Raw genomic sequence first — 20,943 nt, forward strand, 5'->3', positions numbered from 1 at the left:
GAAAAGAGGACAAAATAGCCCAACTTCTGAGCGAGGTTGGGCGAGATAGGCTAGCGTTTGGCGTGATAAATAGCGAACTTGTTGGTCTTATTTAGCGTCTCGCATTTACCGAAAGCGGCGTCGATAATCGGCGGGTACTTGAGAAAGCTATTGGCAACAATAAACAGCGCTCCTTGGCGATTAAGGTGAGTGGGCGCTTGCTCTAGTAAGGTCTCGGTTGCGCTGTAACTGGTATCAAGGCCTGAGTGGAACGGTGGGTTGCTGATGATAAATTGATAGTCATCATCGGTATCAGAGTAGATATCGGACGCAAACACACGCCCGGTTAAACCATTGGCGGCTAAGGTCGCTTGGCTTGATGCCACGGCCAGGGCGCTGATGTCACACATCTCTAGCTCTATACCAGGGTTGAGTGCAGCCATCACGCTGCCAATCACGCCCGCGCCACAACCAAAGTCGAGTACTTTTCCGCTGAGTGGCGGCAGGGTATCAAGCAGCAGTTGGCTGCCAATATCAAACTCACCGTGACTGAATACCCCAGGCAAACTGTGGATCGTCAGGCGCGTCTCTTGGTAGCTCACTTCATAGCGCTTAAACCAAGCGTCCAATTGAAACGCTGGGGGAGTTTGTGTGCATTGACCCCAATAGAAGGAGCAGCGGCGTGCTGAGTCATATTTGCGGATTGTGCCGTAGGGCTTGAACATCTTTTCGATGCTTTTAATGCCTGAGCGATTTTCCCCAACAACGACGATTTCGCACCCTTCGCCCAATTGGGCCATCAACATTGCCAGTAGGTATTCTGCTTCCGCTTTGGCTTTTGGCCAGTACAGCAGCACTAAATCCGCTGGCGCTTTATTCTCGTCTTTGGGTTCGTATTGCACGCCAAACTGACAATCTATGGTGGTATGCGCACTCAACTGGCGATAGTAGCCATAGTGGGTGGTGAATACGGTGACCGATTGGCAGTGGTTGGCCAATTCAATGGGAAAGAGATCTTCGGATTCTCCTGCCACTAAGACGTGTTTACCTTCAAAGTAAGCGAGTTGACGTTGGGCAATATGGCTAGGCGCGATGTAAGCAGACATAATGAGCTCTGACGGAAAAAGACGGGGGATTTTCGCACAATCCCCCGATGATACCAAGCGCCCAGTCATACTAAGCATTAGACGTGAGGTCAGTTTTGATCTTGGCGGTCGAGAAAGTCTTGAAACTCTTCCTCATAGATGTTGAACAACACCATGGTCACGGCAAAGATCAGCGGACCGTAGATTAAGCCAATCAAACCAAATAGATGGATGCCGCCAAGCAGGGAGAAAAAGATCATGAGCGTGTTCATCCCCGCGCTGCCTTGCATCAGCAAAGGTCTGAGTAAGTTATCGATGGAGCCCACCACCGCAACGCTCCACACCGTGAGGAAAATCGCCCAAGTGGTATCGCCACTTAAAAATAGGTAGCTCACGGCAGGAATCCAAATCAGAGCAGTACCGACGACGGGGATAAACGATGCAAACCCCATCATGGTGCCCCAGAACAAACCCGGGAATCCCGCCAACCACATGCCGATGCCGCCTGCTACCCCTTGCGCAATAGCGGTTAAAAACGATCCCATCACCGCCGATTTGGATACCTGTTCTATCTCATCAAGCAATTTGTCTTCTTGGCTGCGTGAAAGCGGCAGGATATGACGAATGGCGCCAATGATCTTCTCGCGATCGCGCAACAAGAAAAACAGTACAAACAGCATGAGGAAGAAATCCATCAAGAAGGTTGTGGCATCACCTAAAATTTTCGCGCTGATGCCGACCAAGTTGGAGCCAAAACGGGTGGCAAACTGGCCCACTTTTTGGGCGATTTGCGAGGGCTCAATCGCATCAAAGGGGAGGTAGTTGTTGACGATAGATAAGCCTTTGACAACCCAAGGATGCTCAAACAGCGCTTGAATCCCACCTTGCGTGACCCATTGATAGACGTTTTGTGAAAAGGCCGAGCCTTGCTGCACAATCGCAGCAAACACAAACAGCAGAGGGACGACGATAATGAAGGTCAAAATCACGCAGGAGAGCAGGGCGACGACATTGTTGTGCTTGGGCATTTTACGCTCAAGAGCCTGATGAATCGGCAACATGAGGATGGAGATGATAAACGCCATGACGATGGAGTTGACGTAGGGTTCGACTAACAGATAGCACGCAAATCCGGCCGCTAACAAGGCGAGGATCAATACCCAATGACTCGAAGTGATGGTAACTTTGTTTGACACGATGACGTCCATTTATGCAACAAGGTAGTCGTATAATGGCGTTAAACCCTTCAAGCTTCAATCACTAACGTGCACAGCGCCGGTTAAGGCTGCGATGTAAGGAGAAAAATGATGGGCTGTTGTAATAATGAGAACGGTGATTGCCCTACGCGCGCAAAGCGTCGTGGACTCTCTTGGTTTGGTCTGTTGATACTCGCGCTGGTGGTCACCGTGCTCTTCTTTTGGCGATGATTCTACGGGCATAAAAAAGGCTGCGCGATGCAGCCTTTCTCTTTGCCTTTCATTAGGGGCGCAATGCCGCCTAGATGCGATTAGGCTTCTTGCGCAAGCTGAGCGAAACAGCGATCCGCCGCTTCAAGCGTTGCTTCGATCTCTTTGCTGCCGTGAGCGAGGGAGGTGAAGCTCGCTTCGAACGCCGATGGGGCAAGGTAGACGCCGTGTTCTAACATCAAGTGGAAGAAGCGCTTAAATCGCTCGATGTCACAGCGTGTCACATCTTCGTAGCAGGTGATGCGTTCTTGATCGGTAAAGAAGAAACCGAACATGCCGCCGACTTGATTGACCAGCAGCGGAATGCCGTGCTCGGCAGCCAACGCTTTAAAGCCGTCAGCCAGTTGCTTGGTTTTTGCCGCTAGGCGTTTTTCATTGCCCTCTTCACGCAGAACCGACAAACAGGCGTAACCCGCTGCCATCGCGACTGGGTTGCCGGAGAGTGTGCCCGCTTGGTAAACCGGCCCTGTTGGCGCAATGTATTGCATGACGTCTTTGCGGCCGCCAAAGGCGCCCACAGGCATACCGCCACCGATCACTTTACCCAATGTGGTGAGGTCTGGTTTGATGTTGTAGTGGCCTTGTGCGCCGCCAAGGGCAACGCGGAAACCTGTCATGACCTCATCAAAAATCAGCAAGGCGCCTTCTTGGTCACAAATCTCACGCAGCCCTTCATGGAAGCCATCAACAGGTGGAATACAGTTCATGTTGCCTGCCACAGGTTCAACGATAATACAGGCGATCTCACCTGGATTGGCAGCAAACAGCTCGCGCACAGAATCAAGGTCGTTAAACGTTGCTGTTAGGGTGTGCTTGGCAAAATCGGCCGGAACGCCAGGCGAGCTTGGTTGACCGAGTGTCAGCGCACCAGAGCCGGCTTTGACCAGCAAGCTGTCGGCATGACCGTGGTAGCAACCTTCAAACTTGATGATTTTGTCTCGGCCAGTGAAGCCACGTGCAAGACGAATCGCACTCATGGTAGCTTCAGTACCAGAGCTGACCATGCGCATTTGCTCCATTGATGGCACCAACTCGCTGACCAATTCCGCCATGGTGATTTCCATTTCCGTCGGCGCGCCAAAGCTGAGTCCGCGCTGCGCTGCGGTGATCACGGCATCACGAATCGCCACATGGTTGTGACCAAGAATCATTGGACCCCAAGAGCCAACGTAGTCGATGTACGCTTTGCCATCCGCATCAAAAATCAAAGGGCCATCGGCTCGCTCGATAAAAATCGGTGCTCCGCCCACGCCATTAAACGCACGAACGGGAGAGTTCACGCCGCCTGGGATTGTTTGCTGTGCCTTTTGATACAGTTCGGCTGATTTGGTCATTGGGATATCCTCTTCTGATTGCTCGGACCAATTTGCCTCGCATTGTACCTGCCCCACTGATGCGATTAAAACGCTTTCCACCACAGAACGGGGAGTTTTTCATCACGAAGCGGCGAAATTGTTAAAAATACTCGGGCAAAGATGGTGAATACTTGAACGCTTCACTCAGGTATTAGATAATCGTGGCTATTATATAAAGATGAACCATCCAGCGCGAAAGCTGTTGGGTTGACACGAGTGAGAGAGGTCATCGTGAGCGAAGTAAATATCCCACTAACATTTTCTGATGCCGCAGCGAAGCGAGTTGGTGCTCTGATTGCAGAAGAAGAAAACCCAAACCTAAAACTGCGCGTCTACATCACCGGGGGCGGCTGTAGCGGCTTCCAATACGGTTTCACTTTTGATGAGAGTGTTAACGAAGGCGACACCACCATTGTGAATAGCGGCGTGACCTTAGTGGTGGATCCGATGAGTTTGCAATACTTGGTCGGTGGTCAAGTTGACTATACAGAAGGGTTGGAAGGCTCGCGCTTTTTCGTTAATAACCCGAATGCGACCACTACCTGCGGTTGTGGTGCGTCCTTTAGCGTGTAACCCCATACTCCTTTTCCTACCGACAAAGGCTGCCGATTGAGCAGCCTTTGTTTTTTTAGCATGGTTTTATGAGAATCCTTTTGCCTGTTTGATTTTATCGCTGACAATCCCGTACAACGGGGCGTTTTCCTGAAACTGAGATCTCAGCTAAATATCCTTGTCACACTGTTTTCTTTTTATGTGGTTAATTTATATCCTAAATTAACACGACAAAATAAAACTCAAAGGACTGTCATGGCTAGATTCTCTCTGTTGCGGTTTTTCGCGGTCAGACCCTACTTGGTGTCACTGATGATTGTGATCGGATTATCGGTGTGGCTAGGCATGGGGGCGACCAATGCGGACGAAGCCGAAACAGCCAGCGCGGCGCCGCCCATTCCTCTTGCTAAGGTCTCTTATCAGACATTCGAGGCGCAAAATACCCACAAAACCATTGAATTGTATGGACGCACTGCACCGAACAAGCAAGCACGTTTAGGGGCAGAGATTGCCGGTAAAATCGTCTCACTTCAGGTTGAGAAAGGTCAGTCAGTCACCCAAGGTCAGGTGATTGCTCTGATTGATAAGGCCGATCTCGGTATTCAACTCGAACGAGCGCAAGCAATGCTGCAAGTGCGAGAAAAAGAGTACAAAGCTGCACAATCGCTCAAAGACAGAGGGCTGCAAGGGGAAGTGGCGTTTACTACGGCTCAAGCGGCGCTGGTGGAAGCCAAGGCAATGGTCAGCAATGTCAAAACCTCATTGGCGAACACATCCGTGCGCGCGCCGTTCAATGGCATTGTGGATCACCTCTTTATTGAACAGGGGGATTTTGTCGGTATCGGCGACCCCGTGGCGACCTTGATTGATCTTGAGCGATTGGTCATTGAAGCGGATGTGAGCGAGCGACATATTCGCGATTTGTCTCTTGATCAAGAAGCGCAAGTGAGCTTAATTCATGGCGACCAGTTGGTTGGCAAGATCCGCTATATCTCCCGTGTCTCTTCCGCCTCTACCAATACGTTTCCAATTGAAATAGAGCTAGAGAATCCCAAGCAAGCGATCCCTGCAGGGGTGAGCGCAGAAGTGACCTTGAATCTTACAGAGCAGTTGGCCGTCAAAGTGACGCCGGCCATGTTGGCACTCGACGAAGCCGGCAATTTGGGCGTGAAGACCTTGCAGGGTAAGCGGGTGAAGTTTGTCCCGATTCAACTGGTTAAGGCAGAGCAAGATGGCGTATGGCTCACGGGCCTAGGTGAGCGGGTTGACATCATTACTGTAGGGCAAGGGTTTGTGCGTGACGGTGATGAAGTGAATGCGGTGGCGCGATCGTCCTCTTCAGACTCTTCCACCTTGCAGCAATAGGGGCGCACTATGTTATCCATGATTGATGCGGCGCTGTCGCGTACGCGTACCATGTTGGTGTTATTGCTGTTTATTTTGGTCGCTGGTGTGATGACGTATGTCACCATCCCTAAAGAGTCGAGCCCTGACATCACCATTCCTATTATCTATGTGTCCGTCGGCCACCAAGGCATTTCGCCCACCGATGCGGAGCGCTTATTAGTGCGCCCAATAGAGCAAGAGCTGCGCGCCATTGAAGGGGTCAAAGAGATGACCTCAACCGCATCAGAAGGGCATGCGTCAGTGATGCTGGAATTCAGTGTCGGCGTGGATTTAAACAAAGCAATGGCGGACGTACGTGAAGCGGTGGATTTAGCCAAGCCTAAATTGCCCGCAGACAGTGATGAGCCTACGGTCAACGAAGTGACATTGGCCTCTGAAGAGCCCGCGTTGACCGTGGTGCTGTATGGCACCGTACCTGAGCGAACCATTGTTCAAATCGCCCGTCAGCTACGAGATAAGCTAGAGAGCTATCGACAGATTCTGGAAGTCGACATTGCCGGGGATCGCGAAGACATCGTCGAGATCATTGTCGATCCCTTATTGATGGAAAGCTACGGGCTAGATCAAGCGGATATTTATAACCTGATAGCGCTGAATAACCGCGTGGTCGCCGCCGGTTTCGTTGATACCGGCCATGGCCGCTTTTCGGTCAAGGTGCCGTCGGTGTTCGACTCATTAAAGGATGTGCTGGAGCTGCCGGTCAAAGTCGATGGCAAGCAGGTGATTACCTTTGGCGATGTGGCAACGGTGCGCCGCGCATTTCGTGACCCAGAGAGTTACGCGCGGTTAGATGGCAAATCGGCCATTGTGTTGGATGTGAAAAAGCGCGCTGGGGAAAACATCATCGATACCGTGGCACTGGTCAAAGCCGTGATGAGTGAAGCGCAGCAACGCGATGAGTGGCCAAGCAATCTGCTGGTCAAATACACCTACGACCAGTCTGATGATGTCAAAATGATGCTCAATGATCTGCAAAACAACATCATGTCGGCGATCATTTTGGTGGTGATAGTGATCATCGCCATTCTTGGTGTGCGAACTGCCTTGCTGGTGGGGGTGTCGATACCGGGCTCGTTTCTAACCGGTTTGTTGGTGCTATCAGTGTTTGGCCTCACGGTTAACATTGTGGTGCTGTTTTCACTGATTATGGCAGTCGGTATGTTGGTCGACGGGGCCATTGTGGTCACCGAGTTCGCTGACAGACGGATGCAAGAAGGGACGCCAAGGCGCGATGCATATCGTGATGCGGCCAAACGTATGGCGTGGCCTATCACAGCGTCGACGGCGACCACCTTAGCGGCGTTTGCACCGCTGCTGTTTTGGCCAGACATTACCGGCGAGTTTATGAAGTATCTGCCTTTGACCTTGATCGCTACCTTAGCGGCCTCTTTGGCAATGGCACTGCTGTTTGTCCCTGTGCTCGGCAGTTTGATTGGACGTCCACAAAATGTGACGAAAGCGCAGCGAGAGAAGATGGTTGCGCTGCACGAGGGTGATTTTAGCCAAGCGACCGGTATTACTAAGCTTTACTATCACACGCTGGATATTGCTCTAAAACATCCGTTGAAAATTCTGCTCAGCGCCATTTTGCTCTCGGTGGGGGTGGGCTTTGCGTACTCAAAAGCAGGCTTAGGGGCGGAGTTCTTCCCTGAGGTTGATCCGCCATTTTTCACGGTGAAAGTACGTTCGTATGGTGATCTCTCATTGGATGAGAAAGACGTCATCATGCGCGATATCGAAGCGGTGATGCTGGGTCATGATGAGTTTGAAAGCGTCTATACCAAAACCGGTGGCGATGATGAAATTGGCCAGATCCAAATTACACCAGTGGATTGGCAATACCGTCGTAAAGTCAAAACCATTATTGAAGAGTTGAAAGCGCAAACCGATCACTACGCCGGCGTTGAGATTGAGTACAAATTTCCCGATGCGGGCCCGCCAGTTGAGCACGATTTGGTGATCGAAATGTCCGCGCGAATCCCGACCGAACTCGACTCAGCGGCCAAAGTGGTCCGTCACTGGGCCGATGGCTATGAGGCTTTTACTAACGTCAGTGATACCTCCAGTAAAGAGGGGATTGATTGGCAAATTGATATCCGCCGTGATGATGCGTCACGTTTTCTTGCGGACGCTACGCTGGTGGGCAATACGGTTCAGTTTGTTACCAATGGTCTCAAATTGGGTGATTACTTGCCCGATGATGCGAACGAAGAGGTCGATATCTTAGTGCGCTACCCAGCGGAGAAGCGCGATATTGGCCGCTTTGACCAATTGAAAGTCAAAACCGCGGCAGGCATGGTGCCGATCACTAACTTTGCCAGCATTATCCCGAATCACAAGCAAGATACGATTCGCCGTATTGATGGCCACCGAGTAATCAACATCTTTGCCGATATCCGTGAAGGCTACAACTTGGCGCTGGAATTGCCTAAAGTGAATCAAGCGTTAGCCAGTTTGGATTTACCTTCCGGTGTTGAGTTTAAAATTCGCGGGCAGAACGAAGAGCAAGAAAACTCATCGGCCTTCCTTCAGCAAGCCTTTATGGTGGCGCTGGTGGTGATGGCGCTGATTTTGATCACCCAGTTCAATAGCTTCTACCAAGCGTTTTTGATCCTCAGTGCGGTTCTTTTCTCCACGGTAGGCGTGTTTGCTGGGTTGATCGTGTTCCAAAAACCGTTTGGCGTCATTATGTCGGGCATTGGTGTGATAGCGTTGGCGGGTATAGTGGTGAACAACAACATTGTTTTGATTGATACCTTCAATCAGCTGCGCAAACGCGGTTTGGAAAAACGCGAAGCGATCTTGCGCACCGGCGTACAAAGGCTGCGTCCAGTAATGTTGACCACTGTCACGACCATTCTTGGTTTGCTGCCGATGGTGCTGGAAATGAACATTGATCTGCTCAATCAGAAGATCGAGTTTGGCGCGCCGAGTACGCAGTGGTGGTCACAACTTGCGACGGCGGTAGCCGGAGGTCTGGCCTTCGCAACGGTATTAACCTTAGTGCTGACGCCGTGTTTGTTGATGCTCGGCCGCGAGCACAAAATCGAAGAGTAACGCCATACAAGCGTAACCATACGTTGCCGATGTGAGTAGTGATAACAAAAACGGGCTGCATCGCTTTCGGATTTTCCCAAAGCGATGCAGCCCGTTTTTCTTGTTCACTTAACGAGTGGCTAACAGCTCACCATAGCGTTCGAGTTTATCTAAGCGAATCTTGGCGTTGGCAATAAAGGTGGTTTTCTCTTTACCCGTTAACGACTTTGATTGCGGCAGTTTGACTGTTCTTGGGTTTTTGTGAACGCCATTGACCAAAAACTCATAATGCAAGTGCGGTCCAGTCACACGGCCAGTACCACCGAGCGTACCCACGGTTTGCCCCTGTTTTACGCGCTGCCCGGTTTTGACTTTGCGTTTTTGCAGGTGCAGGTACTTAGTGATGTAGGTGTTGCTGTGCTTGATAAAGACGTAGTTGCCATTGAACTGGTTATAGCTGGATTTAATCACTACACCATCACCAGCGGCCCATATCGGCGTACCGACAGGCGCGGCGTAATCGGTTCCGCGGTGAGCACGTACCTGTCCGGTAACCGGATGGCGACGCGTTGGGTTAAAGTTAGAAGAGACGCGGCGAAAATCGAGCGGTGAGCGCAAAAAGGCTTTTTTCATCGCCCGGCCATTTTCATCGTAATAGTTGCCCGTGTGGTCATCTAAAATCGCCGTGAAGTTATCACCTTGGTTGGTAAATAGCGCAGCGATGATTTTACCTCGTCCGACAATTTCCCCTTCGACCACTTTCTCTTGGTAAAGAATCTTAAAGCCGTCGCCTTGGCGGATATCGAGGGCAAAGTCGATGTCCCAACCAAAAATCCCAGCCAGCTCCATGATTTGGTTGGCGGTTAAACCGGCGCTGACCCCTGCATTCCAAAAGTTAGAGGTAATGGTCGCTTCGGCGTAGTTGTATTGATAAAAGACTTCTTTGACATCAAGACTTGAACGAAAGCCGTCTTCAGAGCGGGTGATCAGAAATGATTCGTACGGGCTCAGCTCGCGTTTGATTTGCACCAGTTGGTTGTTTTCATCAAAGCCAAATAGAAACGCATCGCCGGGGCGTACTCTTGTCAGTTGTTGCTCTATCTCTTTATTGGTGGAGGTGAGTTCATACAGCAATCGAGAAGAGAGGCCAGCACGCTGAAAGAGCAGTGCCATGCTGTCGCCAGAGCCAATGGTGTGTTTGTCCCAACGAAGAATCGATGGCGGACCGATCACAGTGTCGATCTCTAACGCGGTGGCATCAATCGCGATAGGGTAAGGCGTACCTATTTGGTAGCGCTTGTCATCCTGACGCAAATCCTGAGGTGTGGGAAGAAACAAGGCAACCACAATTAGCGCGCTAAACAAAGCGATAAAAGCTCGGTGAAACCAAGGAAGTCGAGCGAAAAGAGACAACATCGTTTGTCCGTTCTAAAAAATTCGAGAAAAAGCCTAGCTGTTTAGTCTAACTGGTTTCAAAAAGCATCGCTATTCAAGTAAGATGGGAAATTATCAAATTTTTGCCAAATCTGTGGGAGTGAACAAGAATGGCGAGCATTGAAGCTGCACTAGCGGAGATTAAGCGCGGTGTTGAAGAGCTAATTCCAGAAGAAGAACTGATTGCTAAGTTAAAAGAAGGGCGTCCACTACGCATTAAGTTGGGCGCTGATCCCACGGCTCCCGACATTCACTTAGGCCATACGGTTATCCTAAACAAGCTGCGTGCGTTCCAAGAGCTAGGCCATGATGTGACCTTTTTGATTGGTGATTTTACCGGCATGGTGGGTGACCCAACCGGGAAGAACACCACACGTCCACCACTGACTCGTGAAGACGTGCTGCGCAATGCAGAGACCTACAAAGAGCAAGTATTCAAGATCCTCGATCCTGCCAAGACCAAGATTCAGTTCAACTCTGAGTGGTTATCTGAGCTGGGCGCTGAAGGTATGATCCGTCTTGCCGCGCAGCAAACTGTGGCGCGTATGCTTGAGCGTGATGATTTTAAAAAGCGCTACACAGGCGGTCAGCCAATCGCGATTCACGAGTTCATGTACCCACTACTGCAAGGTTACGACTCGGTGGCGATGGAGACCGATGTTGAGCTAGGTGGTACGGACCAAAAGTTTAACCTGCTGATGGGACGTGAGCTGCAAAAAGCGCACGGACAAAAACCGCAAGTTGTGCTGACCATGCCACTGCTGGTGGGCTTAGATGGTGAGAAGAAGATGTCTAAGTCGGCGCACAACTATATTGGTGTCAGCGAAGCGCCAAGTGAGATGTTTGGTAAGATCATGTCTATCTCTGATGATCTGATGTGGAGCTACTACGAGTTGTTGTCGTTCCGTCCTCTTGAGGAGATCGCGCAATTTAAAGCCGACATTGCTGCGGGCAAAAACCCACGTGATGTCAAAGTCTTGTTGGCGAAAGAGATCATCGCCCGCTTCCATAGTGAAGCCGATGCAGATGCCGCTGAGCAAGAGTTTGTTAACCGATTTGCTAAAAATCAGATCCCAGATGAGATGCCAGAGTTTACCTTTGACGCTGGTACGCCTGTTGCCAACCTGCTTAAAGACGCCGGTTTGTGCGCTTCTACTTCAGACGCGATGCGCATGGTGAAACAGGGTGCGGCGAAAATAGAGGGTGAGAAGGTCGCGGACGCGAAATTCGTACCTGAAGCGGGCACTTACGTATTCCAAGTGGGTAAGCGTAAGTTCGCACGTATCACGATTGAGTGATGGGTTTTGGTTCCTAGTTCCTAGTTCCTAGTTCCTAGCGACTAGTGACAGAGGGTAAAACGAGTGGAAAAAGCGTCGATATTCGGCGCTTTTTTATTGCCTGTAATGATGGGTTGGCGCCAGGTATAGGGCAAATCTATCGGGCTTTTTAACACGATTTTGACTGATTTTTTCTGCCTGTTTTGCTACACTCTCGCCGCTGCCAATTTGGTGGTTTTTTTGGAGATTTTTATGAACACTACCGACCATCCCCCTAGTATCAAAGGGGAAAAATAATCCGCTGTCGGTATGGCCTCCATTTGCTCTACCTCGGTGGTAGAGTCCTGTTTCCTTTCTCGCGTTTTTCTCCTCACAGCATTTTCGCTTATTCATACTAGTTACGCATTTCTCATGCGTGATGGTCGTTACCTTTTTGCCAATCGGGAGATTCGCCATGACGGTAATGAGCAAACCTTTTGTAGACACACAATCACACTTTTCTCGTGAAGAGATTGGTGCCGCTCGCAGCGCGTTTTTGCAATACGAGCAAAGTCATCAGCTTCATCTGTTGACGGTAATGCCGATTGAAGAGGCGGTGGCCATTTTACACCACTGCACCATCGGTTACGTTCAGACCTTGATTTCAAAACTCGAGCTTCAAGGGCATGACAAACTGGCGCGTCACTATGCGCACCAACTGGGTCTTATCCACTCGGAAGTAGAAACCGGGGATAGCTATCTGAGTACGTCGGTGCTGGAGCACGTGAAGCAACGAATCGGTTGGATCATCGCGTTGGCCCTACTCGGGATCGTCTCTGGGTTGATCATCGCCCAATATGAAGACACTTTAAGCCAACTGGTGCTATTGGCGGTGTATATGCCTGTCATCGCGGCAGCAGGGGGCAATACCGGCACCCAAGCGGCGACCTTGGTGATTCGAGCGTTAGCGACGGGAGAGTTACGTAAGCGGCAATGGCTGTTAGTGCTTTGGAAAGAGAGCCGCGTGGCACTGTGCCTCGCGTTGGCGATTGCTCTGGTGATGATAGGCCGCATCTTGTTGTTTAGCGACAGCGCCTCAGCAGGCGGGTTTGACATTGACCTAATTGCGCTCGCCATTGCGGTGGCTTTGTTTATCCAAGTCACCCTATCAACGACGTTAGGCGGTGTACTGCCGATTGTCGCTCGGGCTTTCAAGTTGGATCCGGCGGTACTTGTCAGCCCGGTGTTGGCGTCCATTGTTGATATTTCGGGGATGTGGATCTATTTCACTGTGGTTAACGCGTTCTTAGGGATTGCCTGACTGAAATTGACCACGTCTTGATAAAACAACCTTTCAAACTGGGTAATAGCCGCGGTGCCTCTTGGGGCGTCGCGGCTCTCCTCTCCCGGGTGGTAATCGGCCACAAACTGAATAAATAGTGTGGTCGGTGTACCATGTTCATCAAGCCCAAAGCCAGCCATATTCATGCTGCCGTAAATCGAGCCACTTTTCGCCACCAATGCGCCCTTGATGGGCGATTGACGCATACTGCGTCGATATTGCAGCGTGCCATTTTCACCTGATTTTGGCATGGCAGCGATCAGATTTAAGTCTTCATCGTGTTGCCAGATGTAGCGAAGCACCTTCGCCATCATGGCTGTCGTGATGCGATTGTTGCGTGACAATCCTGAGCCATCGGTCATGGGGACATCGGTTAAATCAATGCCGGTATGGGCGAAGATAATCTGCTTAATCGCCTTGGTACCATTACTGAAACTGCCCGGTTGAATATAGAACTTCGCGCCCAAGGTTTTGGTCAGGTTATCTGCAATCAAGTTGTCGGATTTGGTCAACATGGTGGTAATCAAATCGGATAGCGGCGCAGAGCGGTGAGTGGCGATACGCTGAGTGTCTGCCGCTGGCGGTTGGCCAATACGAACCTGTCCTTTCAGCGTAATGCCGAGTGCGCGCAGTTGCTGGCTTACCATACGTTGAGTGTAAAGCTCTGGGTCTTGAACCGCGAATTTGAGCGGCAGCGGCTTTTCACGCTGGGTTAAGCATCCTTGAAGCTGGTAGTGGTTGTCGGGGGAAGAGAGTAGCTCCAAATCACACTGTGTGGCTTGTTGCTCGGTTTGACTGACCGACTTAGCGCTTGATGTGACGTAAATGGGGTACTGCTCAGGCACATAGACACGTGTTTTGCCATCGTCTTGGGTATAAATCGACGCGTACACACAGTTTTCATCCAGTGAAATGGCACTGGCAGGCGCGCTGTAGCACACACCTAAGCTATCCCAGGGCCAGCCAACAGCGCGGTCATAGCCGGTAAACGCTCGGTTATCGAGCCAAAGATCCCCTTTAATCTCAGCACGACCATCGCGTTTGGCGAGAGCGAGCAGATTGTTGAGATCTTGGCTCATTAGAGTCGGGTCACCACTAAACTGAATCACCCAATCTTGACCGGCCGTCGCAAGATGAGTCTCAAAGCGGAAGTTGTCGTCAAGCTCTAGCTTGGCCGCGAGCGCCGTGAGCAGTTTCAGTGTACTGGCTGGTGGAAAATATTGGTCTTGGTTGTCGGTGGCGAGCGCGGTGTCTCTCTCCACTAAGCTTTCAATTCTTAACGCACTACGACTACCAACGGGCAGATGAGAGAGTGGGGGATAAGGCTGCGCAGTAGGCGCTGAACTCGGGGTAATGTTGGCATGCGCGCTAGGGGCCACGAATAGGCACAGCGACAGAGAAACAAGGGAGCGAAGAAGAGAAGTCATACCAAAGCACCGATTAAGAAACGAGTGTCAGTATAACGAGAAAAAAAACGCCTGCTAGCAAGCAGGCGTCTTAGATTGTTGACAAAGGGTCAGCAAATTAGAAGTCGTAACGTAGACCTAGCGCTAGCTCGTCTTCAGCATCCATCTTGCTCACATCACCGTTGTTGTCGCCTGCTGACAATAGGTTGAAGTTGTAAGAGATGTAAGTACGGAAGTTTGGTTTGAAGTAGTAAGTTGCATCAATAGCTAGGTTGTCTGCTTCGTCAGCTTTAACACCACCTTCTTTTGACTCTAGGTAGTTGTACGTTAGAGTGAACGCAGTTTTGTTCATCTTGTACGCTGCCGCAAGCTCGTAACCAGTTAGGTCAGTTTTTGTTTTCGCAACAGTGTTCGCTTTTTCTTCGCCGTCAACAAACGTACCCGCGAAGTAGAAGTCATTGATTGCGTAAGAAGCCGCTAGCATGTACTGGCTTTCTGAACCGTAGTTACCCACGTTCGCATCTGCGTAACCAGCACCTAGGTTAACGCCAGTGTCGCCGATCGCGTAGATAGCAGACAGTGAGTAACCATCAGTTTTGTTGTCTTCGTACTTGTCCGCGCCTTCAACGCGGTCAGCAAAACGGTAGCTTGCTTTTACTGCTAGGTCGTCAAATTGACCTTTGTAAGACATCATGTTGTCAGTGCGGTCTGCAACAGCAATTTTGTATGCTGCAGAGTTACCGTGGTAAGACATGATATCTGTGAAGTCTGTGATTACGCCAAGTGCACCGTCGTTTTTACCGTAAGTGATTTCGCCGAACTCACCGCCGATACCCGCGTAAGTGTAACGGTGATCGATATCGTTTTGATCGCTAGTGCTGTTATCGTTTGCGTTGTACTCTGCTTCGTAGAAACCTACACCGTAAAGACCGTCAGCGATTTCAGTTTTGCCTAGGAAGTTTAGACGTACGCGAGTTTTGTCGTCAGCTTTGCCGTCTTTTAGAGATAGGCGAGCTTCAGCACGGCCACCGATTTCTAGTGAGTTACCGTTTGAGCTGTATACAGAAGTACCTTCGATACCACCAGCTTGGATGCCGTCTGCTGCGGTTGCGCCAGTTGCCACTGCTGCTGCAGATACTGCTAGAGCGATTAGAGTCTTGTTCATCTTATTTAGTCCTAATTTACTGTCCATAAATTTTATATGCGAGTGATGTCACTTGCGTGTTTATCCTCGTACGCATTCCCTGAAGACTCAATGTTCATACTTAAGAAAAGGCGGATAAATATGAAATACTGATTTGAGTCGCCAGAGCAATTCGTGCTCATGTTGTACCGTCAAAGTTCCCCTGAGCGGTAGTAAAACGATATAAAAACCGTTTTTGAACACTGTTTTATTGAGGGTAAAAAAATATCAAGTTATTGATTTGTTGTGATTTTTACCTTTTTGTTTGGGTGTCGAAAAAAACGAAAAATTTATCATTTTTTATCTTGATTGTCGGATTTTTGACCGCTGCAAAAATCTGGTTCTGGTGTTGGTTTGGTTGCATATGTGTGCATTAAGAGTGTGATCTCTCATGTACGATGAATTAAGATGATTTCGTTGCCAAGTTTGTTTACACTAGAACAAACCGATTGATTGAATCCCTACCTAGTCCTCGTGATTAGGTAGTTTTGTTTTGTCCAAAGAATGCTTTGGAATGAGGTAATAATGGAAAAAGTCCCAATGACACTGCGTGGCGAAAAGCAGCTACGTGAAGAACTCGACCGACTCTTGAAACTTCGCCCACAAATTTCTGAAGCGATTGCTGAAGCTCGTGAGCTTGGCGACCTGAAAGAAAACGCTGAGTACCACGCGGCTCGCGAAGAGCAAGGTATTTGTGAAGCGCAGATCCGTGATATCGAATACAAGCTGTCGATCGCTCAAGTGATCGATGTCACTAAGATGGAAAACACAGGCAAAGTGATTTTCGGCTCAACGGTCACACTGATCGATTGCGACACTGAAGAAGAAAAAACCTACCAAATCGTCGGTGACGATGAGGCTGATATCAAAGCGGGTCGCATTTCTGTCAGCTCTCCGATTGCTCGTGGCTTGATTGGTAAGATGGAAGGCGATGAAGTCGTGATTGCAACCCCAGGTGGTGAGCGTGATTTCGAAATTGATCGTGTTGAGTACCTTTAGTTGAGAGTATCTAAGTTAGTTGAGAGAATATAAGTCAGCAGGATGCTCGCTGAGCAACGACTTGAGCCAACCGCTCATCGGTGTGTTCAGAAAAGGTTTCAAGCAACAAAAAAGGTCGCAGCGCGACCTTTTTTGTTGGATTCAATACTCTACATTGCAATGAGTACAGCGGGTGTACCTAAACAGTGTGCCTACTTAAGTGCGTCTACCTAAGTTTTATCTACCTAAGCTTTATCTATATAAGTAAGAGGGAGCGTGAATCTTGGTGTGGCAAGTGACTTGTCCGCCGTGATGGAGTACCCATCGGCTCGGACGAGATTACTTGCGTGGAAGTTCGATTTTACGATCTTCAGATTGACGGAACAGAACAAGCGTTTTGCCAATCACTTGGACTTTCTCTGCTTCTGTTTCACGCACGATAGCGTCGACAATCAGGTTTTTGGTGTCACGATCTTCAGAGGCGATTTTCACCTTGATCAGTTCGTGGTAGTTGAGAGCAATGTCGATTTCCGCTAGAACAGCTTCCGTGAGTCCGTTCGCGCCGAGGAGCACAACTGGTTTTAAGCTGTGTGCTAGGCCCTTAAGATGCTGCTTTTGTTTGGTGCTTAGGTTCATTACGCGGCCAATTTTCTTTAATATTAGGGTTGAAAAGCCCTATTTTAACGCCATCTATGGTGGAAGACTATCATTTATTGAGCGATGGTTAATTATCAAGCGGGCGGGATGTTCGAAAGATGGCTTCCTTGCTCCAGAGTGAGCCGCAATAGGGCTTCCCTATTACAGCAATAGCTCCTATTTACGTCTTATTAGGATTAGAATGAGTAAACAAAAGCATTCGGCCAGTTCTGGTCGTTGGTTGAAAGAACACTTCGACGACAAATATGCCAACGAAGCGAGAAAAAAAGGCTATCGCTCTCGCGCTTATTTTAAGATGGAAGAGATCCAAAGCAAAGATAAGTTACTAAAACCAGGCATGACTGTGGTGGATTTGGGCGCTGCGCCCGGTGGTTGGTCTCAATATGCTGCTAAAATAGTGGGGGACAGCGGGCAAGTCATCGCGTGTGATTTGTTGCCGATGGATCCGATCGCTGGGGTGAGCTTTCTGCAAGGGGATTTTAGAGACGATGCCGTGCTCGAAGCCCTGCTAGAGCGAATCCAACCGTCTATGGTCGATGTGGTGATGTCCGATATGGCGCCGAACATCGCTGGTAATAACTCAGTGGACCAGCCAAGAGCGATGTACTTGGTTGAGCTCGCGTTAGATATGTGTCGACAAGTTCTAGCACCCAATGGTAGCTTTGTCGTCAAGGTTTTTCAGGGCGAAGGCTTCGATCAATACGTGAAAGAAGTCCGAGATTTGTTTAAAACCGTAAAAGTAAGAAAACCAGACTCATCGCGAGCACGCTCACGTGAAGTCTTCATCGTGGCTACTGGCTACAAAGGCTAATCAAGCTGGCCGCTAGTTACAAAGGTTAACTATTTGCTCTTTTTCGCAGCGGTTAACACTGTAGCTACAGTTTTCAAACTGTAGTACCCTACCTTTAATTACAATTAGTTATCGAGAGGCTGACACCTTGAGTGACATGGCAAAAAATTTAATTCTGTGGCTAGTGATCGCCGTAGTCTTGATGTCGGTATTCCAAAGCTTTGGGCCGGGAGAGAGCAACGGACGAGCAGTAGATTACACCACGTTCGTACAGGAAGTTGGCCAAGGCCAGATTCAGGAAGCAACATTTAAAGACGGCGAAATTACCTTCGTTCGTCGTGGCGGTGGCTCTCGTTATGTGACTTACATGCCCGTCTACGATCAAAAACTCCTCGATGACTTGATCAATCAAAACGTGAAGGTGCAAGGTACGCCGCCGGAAGAGCAAAGTTTGCTCGGCACTATCTTCATCTCATGGTTCCCAATGATCTTACTGATTGGTGTGTGGATTTTCTTCATGCGTCAAATGCAGGGCGGTGGCGGTAAAGGCGCGATGTCCTTCGGTAAGAGCAAAGCTCGTATGATGAGCGAAGAGCAAATTAAAACCACCTTTGGCGATGTGGCAGGCTGTGATGAAGCCAAAGAAGACGTCAAAGAGCTGGTGGATTACCTGCGTGACCCGAGCCGCTTCCAAAAGCTGGGCGGTAAGATCCCAACGGGTGTGTTGATGGTCGGTCCTCCGGGTACGGGTAAAACCTTGCTGGCGAAAGCGATTGCCGGTGAAGCCAAAGTACCGTTCTTTACCATTTCTGGTTCTGACTTTGTCGAAATGTTCGTCGGTGTCGGTGCCTCGCGTGTTCGTGACATGTTCGAGCAAGCGAAGAAAGCAGCTCCTTGTATCATCTTTATCGATGAGATTGATGCGGTAGGTCGTCAACGTGGCGCAGGTGTGGGCGGTGGTCACGATGAACGTGAGCAAACCCTGAACCAAATGCTGGTTGAAATGGACGGTTTTGAAGGCAATGAAGGCATTATTGTTATCGCTGCGACAAACCGACCAGATGTACTGGACCCAGCCTTGTTACGACCAGGTCGTTTTGACCGTCAAGTTGTCGTGGGCTTGCCAGATGTACGTGGCCGTGAGCAAATTTTGAAAGTTCACATGCGTAAAGTACCGTTGGCGGGTGATGTAGAACCTTCATTGATTGCGCGTGGTACACCGGGCTTCTCGGGTGCTGATCTTGCTAACCTCGTCAACGAAGCAGCATTATTTGCGGCGCGCGGTAACAAGCGCAATGTCTCTATGGTGGAGTTCGAGCTGGCAAAAGACAAAATCATGATGGGGGCGGAACGCCGCTCTATGGTGATGTCTGAAGAGACCAAAGCGTCTACCGCTTATCACGAGGCAGGTCACGCCATCGTTGGCCGTCTTGTCCCTGAGCATGATCCAGTATACAAAGTGTCGATCATTCCACGTGGACGTGCGCTTGGTGTGACCATGTATCTGCCAGAGCAAGACCGAGTCAGTATGTCTCGTCAGCACCTTGAGTCGATGATTTCGAGCTTGTATGGCGGCCGATTGGCGGAAGAGCTGATTTATGGCCCTGATAAAGTCTCGACAGGCGCATCGAATGACATTGAACGTGCGACTGACATTGCGCGCAAGATGGTGACGCAATGGGGCTTCTCGGAGAAGCTAGGGCCATTGTTGTACGCTGAAGATGAAGGTGAAGTGTTCCTAGGACGCAGCGTAACGCAAACCAAGCATGTGTCTGATGATACCGCCAAGCTGATTGATGATGAAGTGCGCAAGATTATCGACCGCAACTATGACCGTGCGAAGAAAATCTTGGAAGACAACATGGACATCATGCATGCGATGAAAGATGCGCTGATGAAATACGAAACCATCGACGCGGGTCAAATTGATGACCTGATGGAGCGTAAAAGCGACATTCGTGAGCCTGCAGGATGGGGAGATAACGCCTCAAACAAGAGTGCAGCCGAGCCTGTCCAAGCCGATGAAACGGTGGAAAACAGTAGCAGCGAATCAGCTGAAAAAGCGCAACCTGCTGAAGAAGGCACTGAGAAAAAAGACTCAGAATAATTTCTGTTAATGACCAAACCCCGAGGCAACTCGGGGTTTTTCTGTTTATGATGATTCTAAAAGCAAACAATAAAATCCTCGATCTCTCCACACCTCAGGTGATGGGGATCCTTAATGTTACGCCCGATTCGTTTTCTGATGGCGGCCAGTTTAACTCCTTAGAGCGCGCTCTAGAGCAAGCGCAGCGTATGATAGACGCCGGTGTGACCATCATCGATATCGGTGGTGAATCGACGCGTCCCGGGGCTCCGGACGTGAGTTTGGACGAAGAACTTGCGCGCGTGGTGCCTATCATCCAAGCGATTCGCGCTCGCTCTGATGTGTGGATCTCTATTGACACCAGCAAAGCGCAAGTCATGGCGCAAGCGATAGCGGCGGGAGCGGATATCATCAATGATGTCCGAGCGCTGCAAGAGCCAGGGGCGCTAGAGGTGGCGGCTCAATCTGGGCTTCCGATTTGTTTGATGCACATGAAAGGCCAGCCGCGCACCATGCAAGCAAACCCAAGCTATGATGATCTCTTAGTGGAGGTGGGCGAGTTTTTGCAAGAGCGCATGCAAGCTTGTCAGGCGGCAGGGATTGATAAAGCGCAGTTGATCCTCGATCCTGGATTTGGCTTTGGCAAAACCCTTGAACACAACTATCATATGCTCGCGCATCTTGAGCAGTTCCACCGTTTTGGTTTGCCTCTCTTGGCGGGCATGTCACGTAAATCGATGTTATTTAAACTGCTCGACAAAGCGCCAGCCGAATGCATGGCGGCGAGTGTCAGCTGCGCGACAATCGCAGCGATGAAAGGGGCGCAAATTATTCGTGTGCACGATTACGAACAAACGCTTGATGCCATGAAGGTGGTTGAGATGGTCAAAGCGAACCATTCACCTTCTGCGGCGATAAAATAAAAAGATAA

The 20,943-nt window shown here is 49.8% G+C and carries 17 protein-coding genes; 9 read left to right on the forward strand and 8 right to left on the reverse strand.

All coding sequences use genetic code 11. The features are described 5' to 3' along the window. Positions 1-50: 50 nt before the first annotated feature. The 3 genes from rsmC to hemL form a co-directional block, all read right to left on the reverse strand. The gene (gene rsmC / locus AC6R03_RS15215; RefSeq protein ID WP_500628014.1) at positions 51-1,085 is read right to left on the reverse strand and encodes a 16S rRNA (guanine(1207)-N(2))-methyltransferase RsmC; all 1,035 of its coding nucleotides are present in this window, start codon (positions 1,083-1,085) and stop codon (positions 51-53) included. 89 nt (positions 1,086-1,174) lie between these two features. Further along, positions 1,175-2,260, reverse strand: coding sequence for an AI-2E family transporter (locus AC6R03_RS15220; protein ID WP_334553983.1), 1,086 nt, complete (start codon positions 2,258-2,260; stop codon positions 1,175-1,177). A gap of 311 nt (positions 2,261-2,571) precedes the next feature. Beyond that, positions 2,572-3,864, reverse strand: a complete 1,293-nt coding sequence (gene hemL / locus AC6R03_RS15225) for a glutamate-1-semialdehyde 2,1-aminomutase (RefSeq protein WP_500628013.1) — start codon at positions 3,862-3,864, stop codon at positions 2,572-2,574. A 252-nt stretch (positions 3,865-4,116) separates the two neighbouring features. Between hemL and erpA the strand changes: the two genes are divergently transcribed. The 3 genes from erpA (at position 4,117) to AC6R03_RS15240 (ending at position 8,901) form a co-directional block, all read left to right on the forward strand. Beyond that, positions 4,117-4,458 carry an iron-sulfur cluster insertion protein ErpA gene (gene erpA, locus AC6R03_RS15230; RefSeq protein ID WP_038137912.1) on the forward strand — a complete coding sequence of 114 codons (342 nt, stop codon included), beginning with the start codon at positions 4,117-4,119 and terminating at the stop codon, positions 4,456-4,458. Positions 4,459-4,692: 234 nt separating this feature from the next. After that, positions 4,693-5,802 (forward strand): efflux RND transporter periplasmic adaptor subunit, encoded by a 1,110-nt coding sequence (locus AC6R03_RS15235; protein ID WP_500628012.1) that lies wholly within the window; start codon positions 4,693-4,695, stop codon positions 5,800-5,802. A gap of 9 nt (positions 5,803-5,811) precedes the next feature. Beyond that, on the forward strand, positions 5,812-8,901 hold the full coding sequence (locus AC6R03_RS15240) for an efflux RND transporter permease subunit (protein ID WP_500628011.1): 3,090 nt from the start codon (positions 5,812-5,814) through the stop codon (positions 8,899-8,901). A gap of 108 nt (positions 8,902-9,009) precedes the next feature. Here the strand turns inward: AC6R03_RS15240 and shyC are convergent, their stop codons facing one another. Beyond that, the gene (shyC, locus tag AC6R03_RS15245) at positions 9,010-10,296 is read right to left on the reverse strand and encodes a peptidoglycan DD-endopeptidase ShyC (protein WP_487901830.1); all 1,287 of its coding nucleotides are present in this window, start codon (positions 10,294-10,296) and stop codon (positions 9,010-9,012) included. A 128-nt stretch (positions 10,297-10,424) separates the two neighbouring features. Here shyC and tyrS point away from each other — a divergent pair, with 128 nt between their 5' ends. Further along, entirely contained in the window at positions 10,425-11,612 is a 1,188-nt protein-coding gene (gene tyrS, locus AC6R03_RS15250) for a tyrosine--tRNA ligase (protein WP_487901831.1), read from the forward strand. Positions 11,613-11,705: 93 nt separating this feature from the next. Here the strand turns inward: tyrS and AC6R03_RS15255 are convergent, their stop codons facing one another. Next, positions 11,706-12,077: a hypothetical protein gene (locus AC6R03_RS15255; protein WP_500653673.1), complete on the reverse strand. Its 372-nt coding sequence runs from the start codon at positions 12,075-12,077 to the stop codon at positions 11,706-11,708. Here AC6R03_RS15255 and AC6R03_RS15260 point away from each other — a divergent pair. After that, the gene (locus AC6R03_RS15260; protein ID WP_500630116.1) at positions 12,046-12,891 is read left to right on the forward strand and encodes a magnesium transporter; all 846 of its coding nucleotides are present in this window, start codon (positions 12,046-12,048) and stop codon (positions 12,889-12,891) included. The genes AC6R03_RS15255 and AC6R03_RS15260 overlap by 32 nt on opposite strands. On the opposite strand, the gene dacB is transcribed toward AC6R03_RS15260, so the two are convergent. After that, the gene (gene dacB / locus AC6R03_RS15265) at positions 12,852-14,339 is read right to left on the reverse strand and encodes a serine-type D-Ala-D-Ala carboxypeptidase (protein ID WP_500630115.1); all 1,488 of its coding nucleotides are present in this window, start codon (positions 14,337-14,339) and stop codon (positions 12,852-12,854) included. The genes AC6R03_RS15260 and dacB overlap by 40 nt on opposite strands. 97 nt (positions 14,340-14,436) lie before the next feature. After that, positions 14,437-15,483 (reverse strand): porin, encoded by a 1,047-nt coding sequence (locus AC6R03_RS15270; protein ID WP_500630114.1) that lies wholly within the window; start codon positions 15,481-15,483, stop codon positions 14,437-14,439. A gap of 543 nt (positions 15,484-16,026) precedes the next feature. Here AC6R03_RS15270 and greA point away from each other — a divergent pair. Continuing rightward, on the forward strand, positions 16,027-16,500 hold the full coding sequence (gene greA, locus AC6R03_RS15275; RefSeq protein WP_500626631.1) for a transcription elongation factor GreA: 474 nt from the start codon (positions 16,027-16,029) through the stop codon (positions 16,498-16,500). Positions 16,501-16,818: 318 nt separating this feature from the next. On the opposite strand, the gene yhbY is transcribed toward greA, so the two are convergent. Then, positions 16,819-17,115: a ribosome assembly RNA-binding protein YhbY gene (yhbY, locus tag AC6R03_RS15280; RefSeq protein WP_334554002.1), complete on the reverse strand. Its 297-nt coding sequence runs from the start codon at positions 17,113-17,115 to the stop codon at positions 16,819-16,821. A gap of 202 nt (positions 17,116-17,317) precedes the next feature. On the opposite strand from yhbY, the gene rlmE reads away from it, so the two are divergent. The 3 genes from rlmE to folP all read left to right on the forward strand — a co-directional run bounded on the left by rlmE (position 17,318) and on the right by folP (position 20,935). Beyond that, positions 17,318-17,947: a 23S rRNA (uridine(2552)-2'-O)-methyltransferase RlmE gene (gene rlmE, locus AC6R03_RS15285; protein WP_500630113.1), complete on the forward strand. Its 630-nt coding sequence runs from the start codon at positions 17,318-17,320 to the stop codon at positions 17,945-17,947. Between the two features lie 136 nt (positions 17,948-18,083). Next, entirely contained in the window at positions 18,084-20,033 is a 1,950-nt protein-coding gene (gene ftsH / locus AC6R03_RS15290) for an ATP-dependent zinc metalloprotease FtsH (protein ID WP_500630112.1), read from the forward strand. Positions 20,034-20,083: 50 nt separating this feature from the next. Next, positions 20,084-20,935, forward strand: a complete 852-nt coding sequence (gene folP, locus AC6R03_RS15295) for a dihydropteroate synthase (protein ID WP_500630140.1) — start codon at positions 20,084-20,086, stop codon at positions 20,933-20,935. Positions 20,936-20,943: the final 8 nt, after the last annotated feature.

It is taken from the genome of Vibrio sp. R10-SG-ISO4 (genome assembly GCF_059834135.1).

What these genes read in the sequence shown, in the direction of transcription:
- AC6R03_RS15235 (WP_500628012.1), top strand. Translation starts at nt 4,693, where the DNA reads ATGGCTAGATTCTCTCTGTTGCGGTTTTTCGCGGTCAGACCCTACTTG.
- greA (WP_500626631.1), top strand. Translation starts at nt 16,027, where the DNA reads ATGGAAAAAGTCCCAATGACACTGCGTGGCGAAAAGCAGCTACGTGAA.
- AC6R03_RS15240 (WP_500628011.1), top strand. Translation starts at nt 5,812, where the DNA reads ATGTTATCCATGATTGATGCGGCGCTGTCGCGTACGCGTACCATGTTG.
- shyC (WP_487901830.1), bottom strand. Translation starts at nt 10,296, where the DNA reads ATGTTGTCTCTTTTCGCTCGACTTCCTTGGTTTCACCGAGCTTTTATC.
- rlmE (WP_500630113.1), top strand. Translation starts at nt 17,318, where the DNA reads ATGAGTAAACAAAAGCATTCGGCCAGTTCTGGTCGTTGGTTGAAAGAA.
- rsmC (WP_500628014.1), bottom strand. Translation starts at nt 1,085, where the DNA reads ATGTCTGCTTACATCGCGCCTAGCCATATTGCCCAACGTCAACTCGCT.
- ftsH (WP_500630112.1), top strand. Translation starts at nt 18,084, where the DNA reads ATGGCAAAAAATTTAATTCTGTGGCTAGTGATCGCCGTAGTCTTGATG.
- tyrS (WP_487901831.1), top strand. Translation starts at nt 10,425, where the DNA reads ATGGCGAGCATTGAAGCTGCACTAGCGGAGATTAAGCGCGGTGTTGAA.
- AC6R03_RS15270 (WP_500630114.1), bottom strand. Translation starts at nt 15,483, where the DNA reads ATGAACAAGACTCTAATCGCTCTAGCAGTATCTGCAGCAGCAGTGGCA.
- AC6R03_RS15260 (WP_500630116.1), top strand. Translation starts at nt 12,046, where the DNA reads ATGACGGTAATGAGCAAACCTTTTGTAGACACACAATCACACTTTTCT.
- hemL (WP_500628013.1), bottom strand. Translation starts at nt 3,864, where the DNA reads ATGACCAAATCAGCCGAACTGTATCAAAAGGCACAGCAAACAATCCCA.
- yhbY (WP_334554002.1), bottom strand. Translation starts at nt 17,115, where the DNA reads ATGAACCTAAGCACCAAACAAAAGCAGCATCTTAAGGGCCTAGCACAC.
- folP (WP_500630140.1), top strand. Translation starts at nt 20,084, where the DNA reads ATGATTCTAAAAGCAAACAATAAAATCCTCGATCTCTCCACACCTCAG.
- dacB (WP_500630115.1), bottom strand. Translation starts at nt 14,339, where the DNA reads ATGACTTCTCTTCTTCGCTCCCTTGTTTCTCTGTCGCTGTGCCTATTC.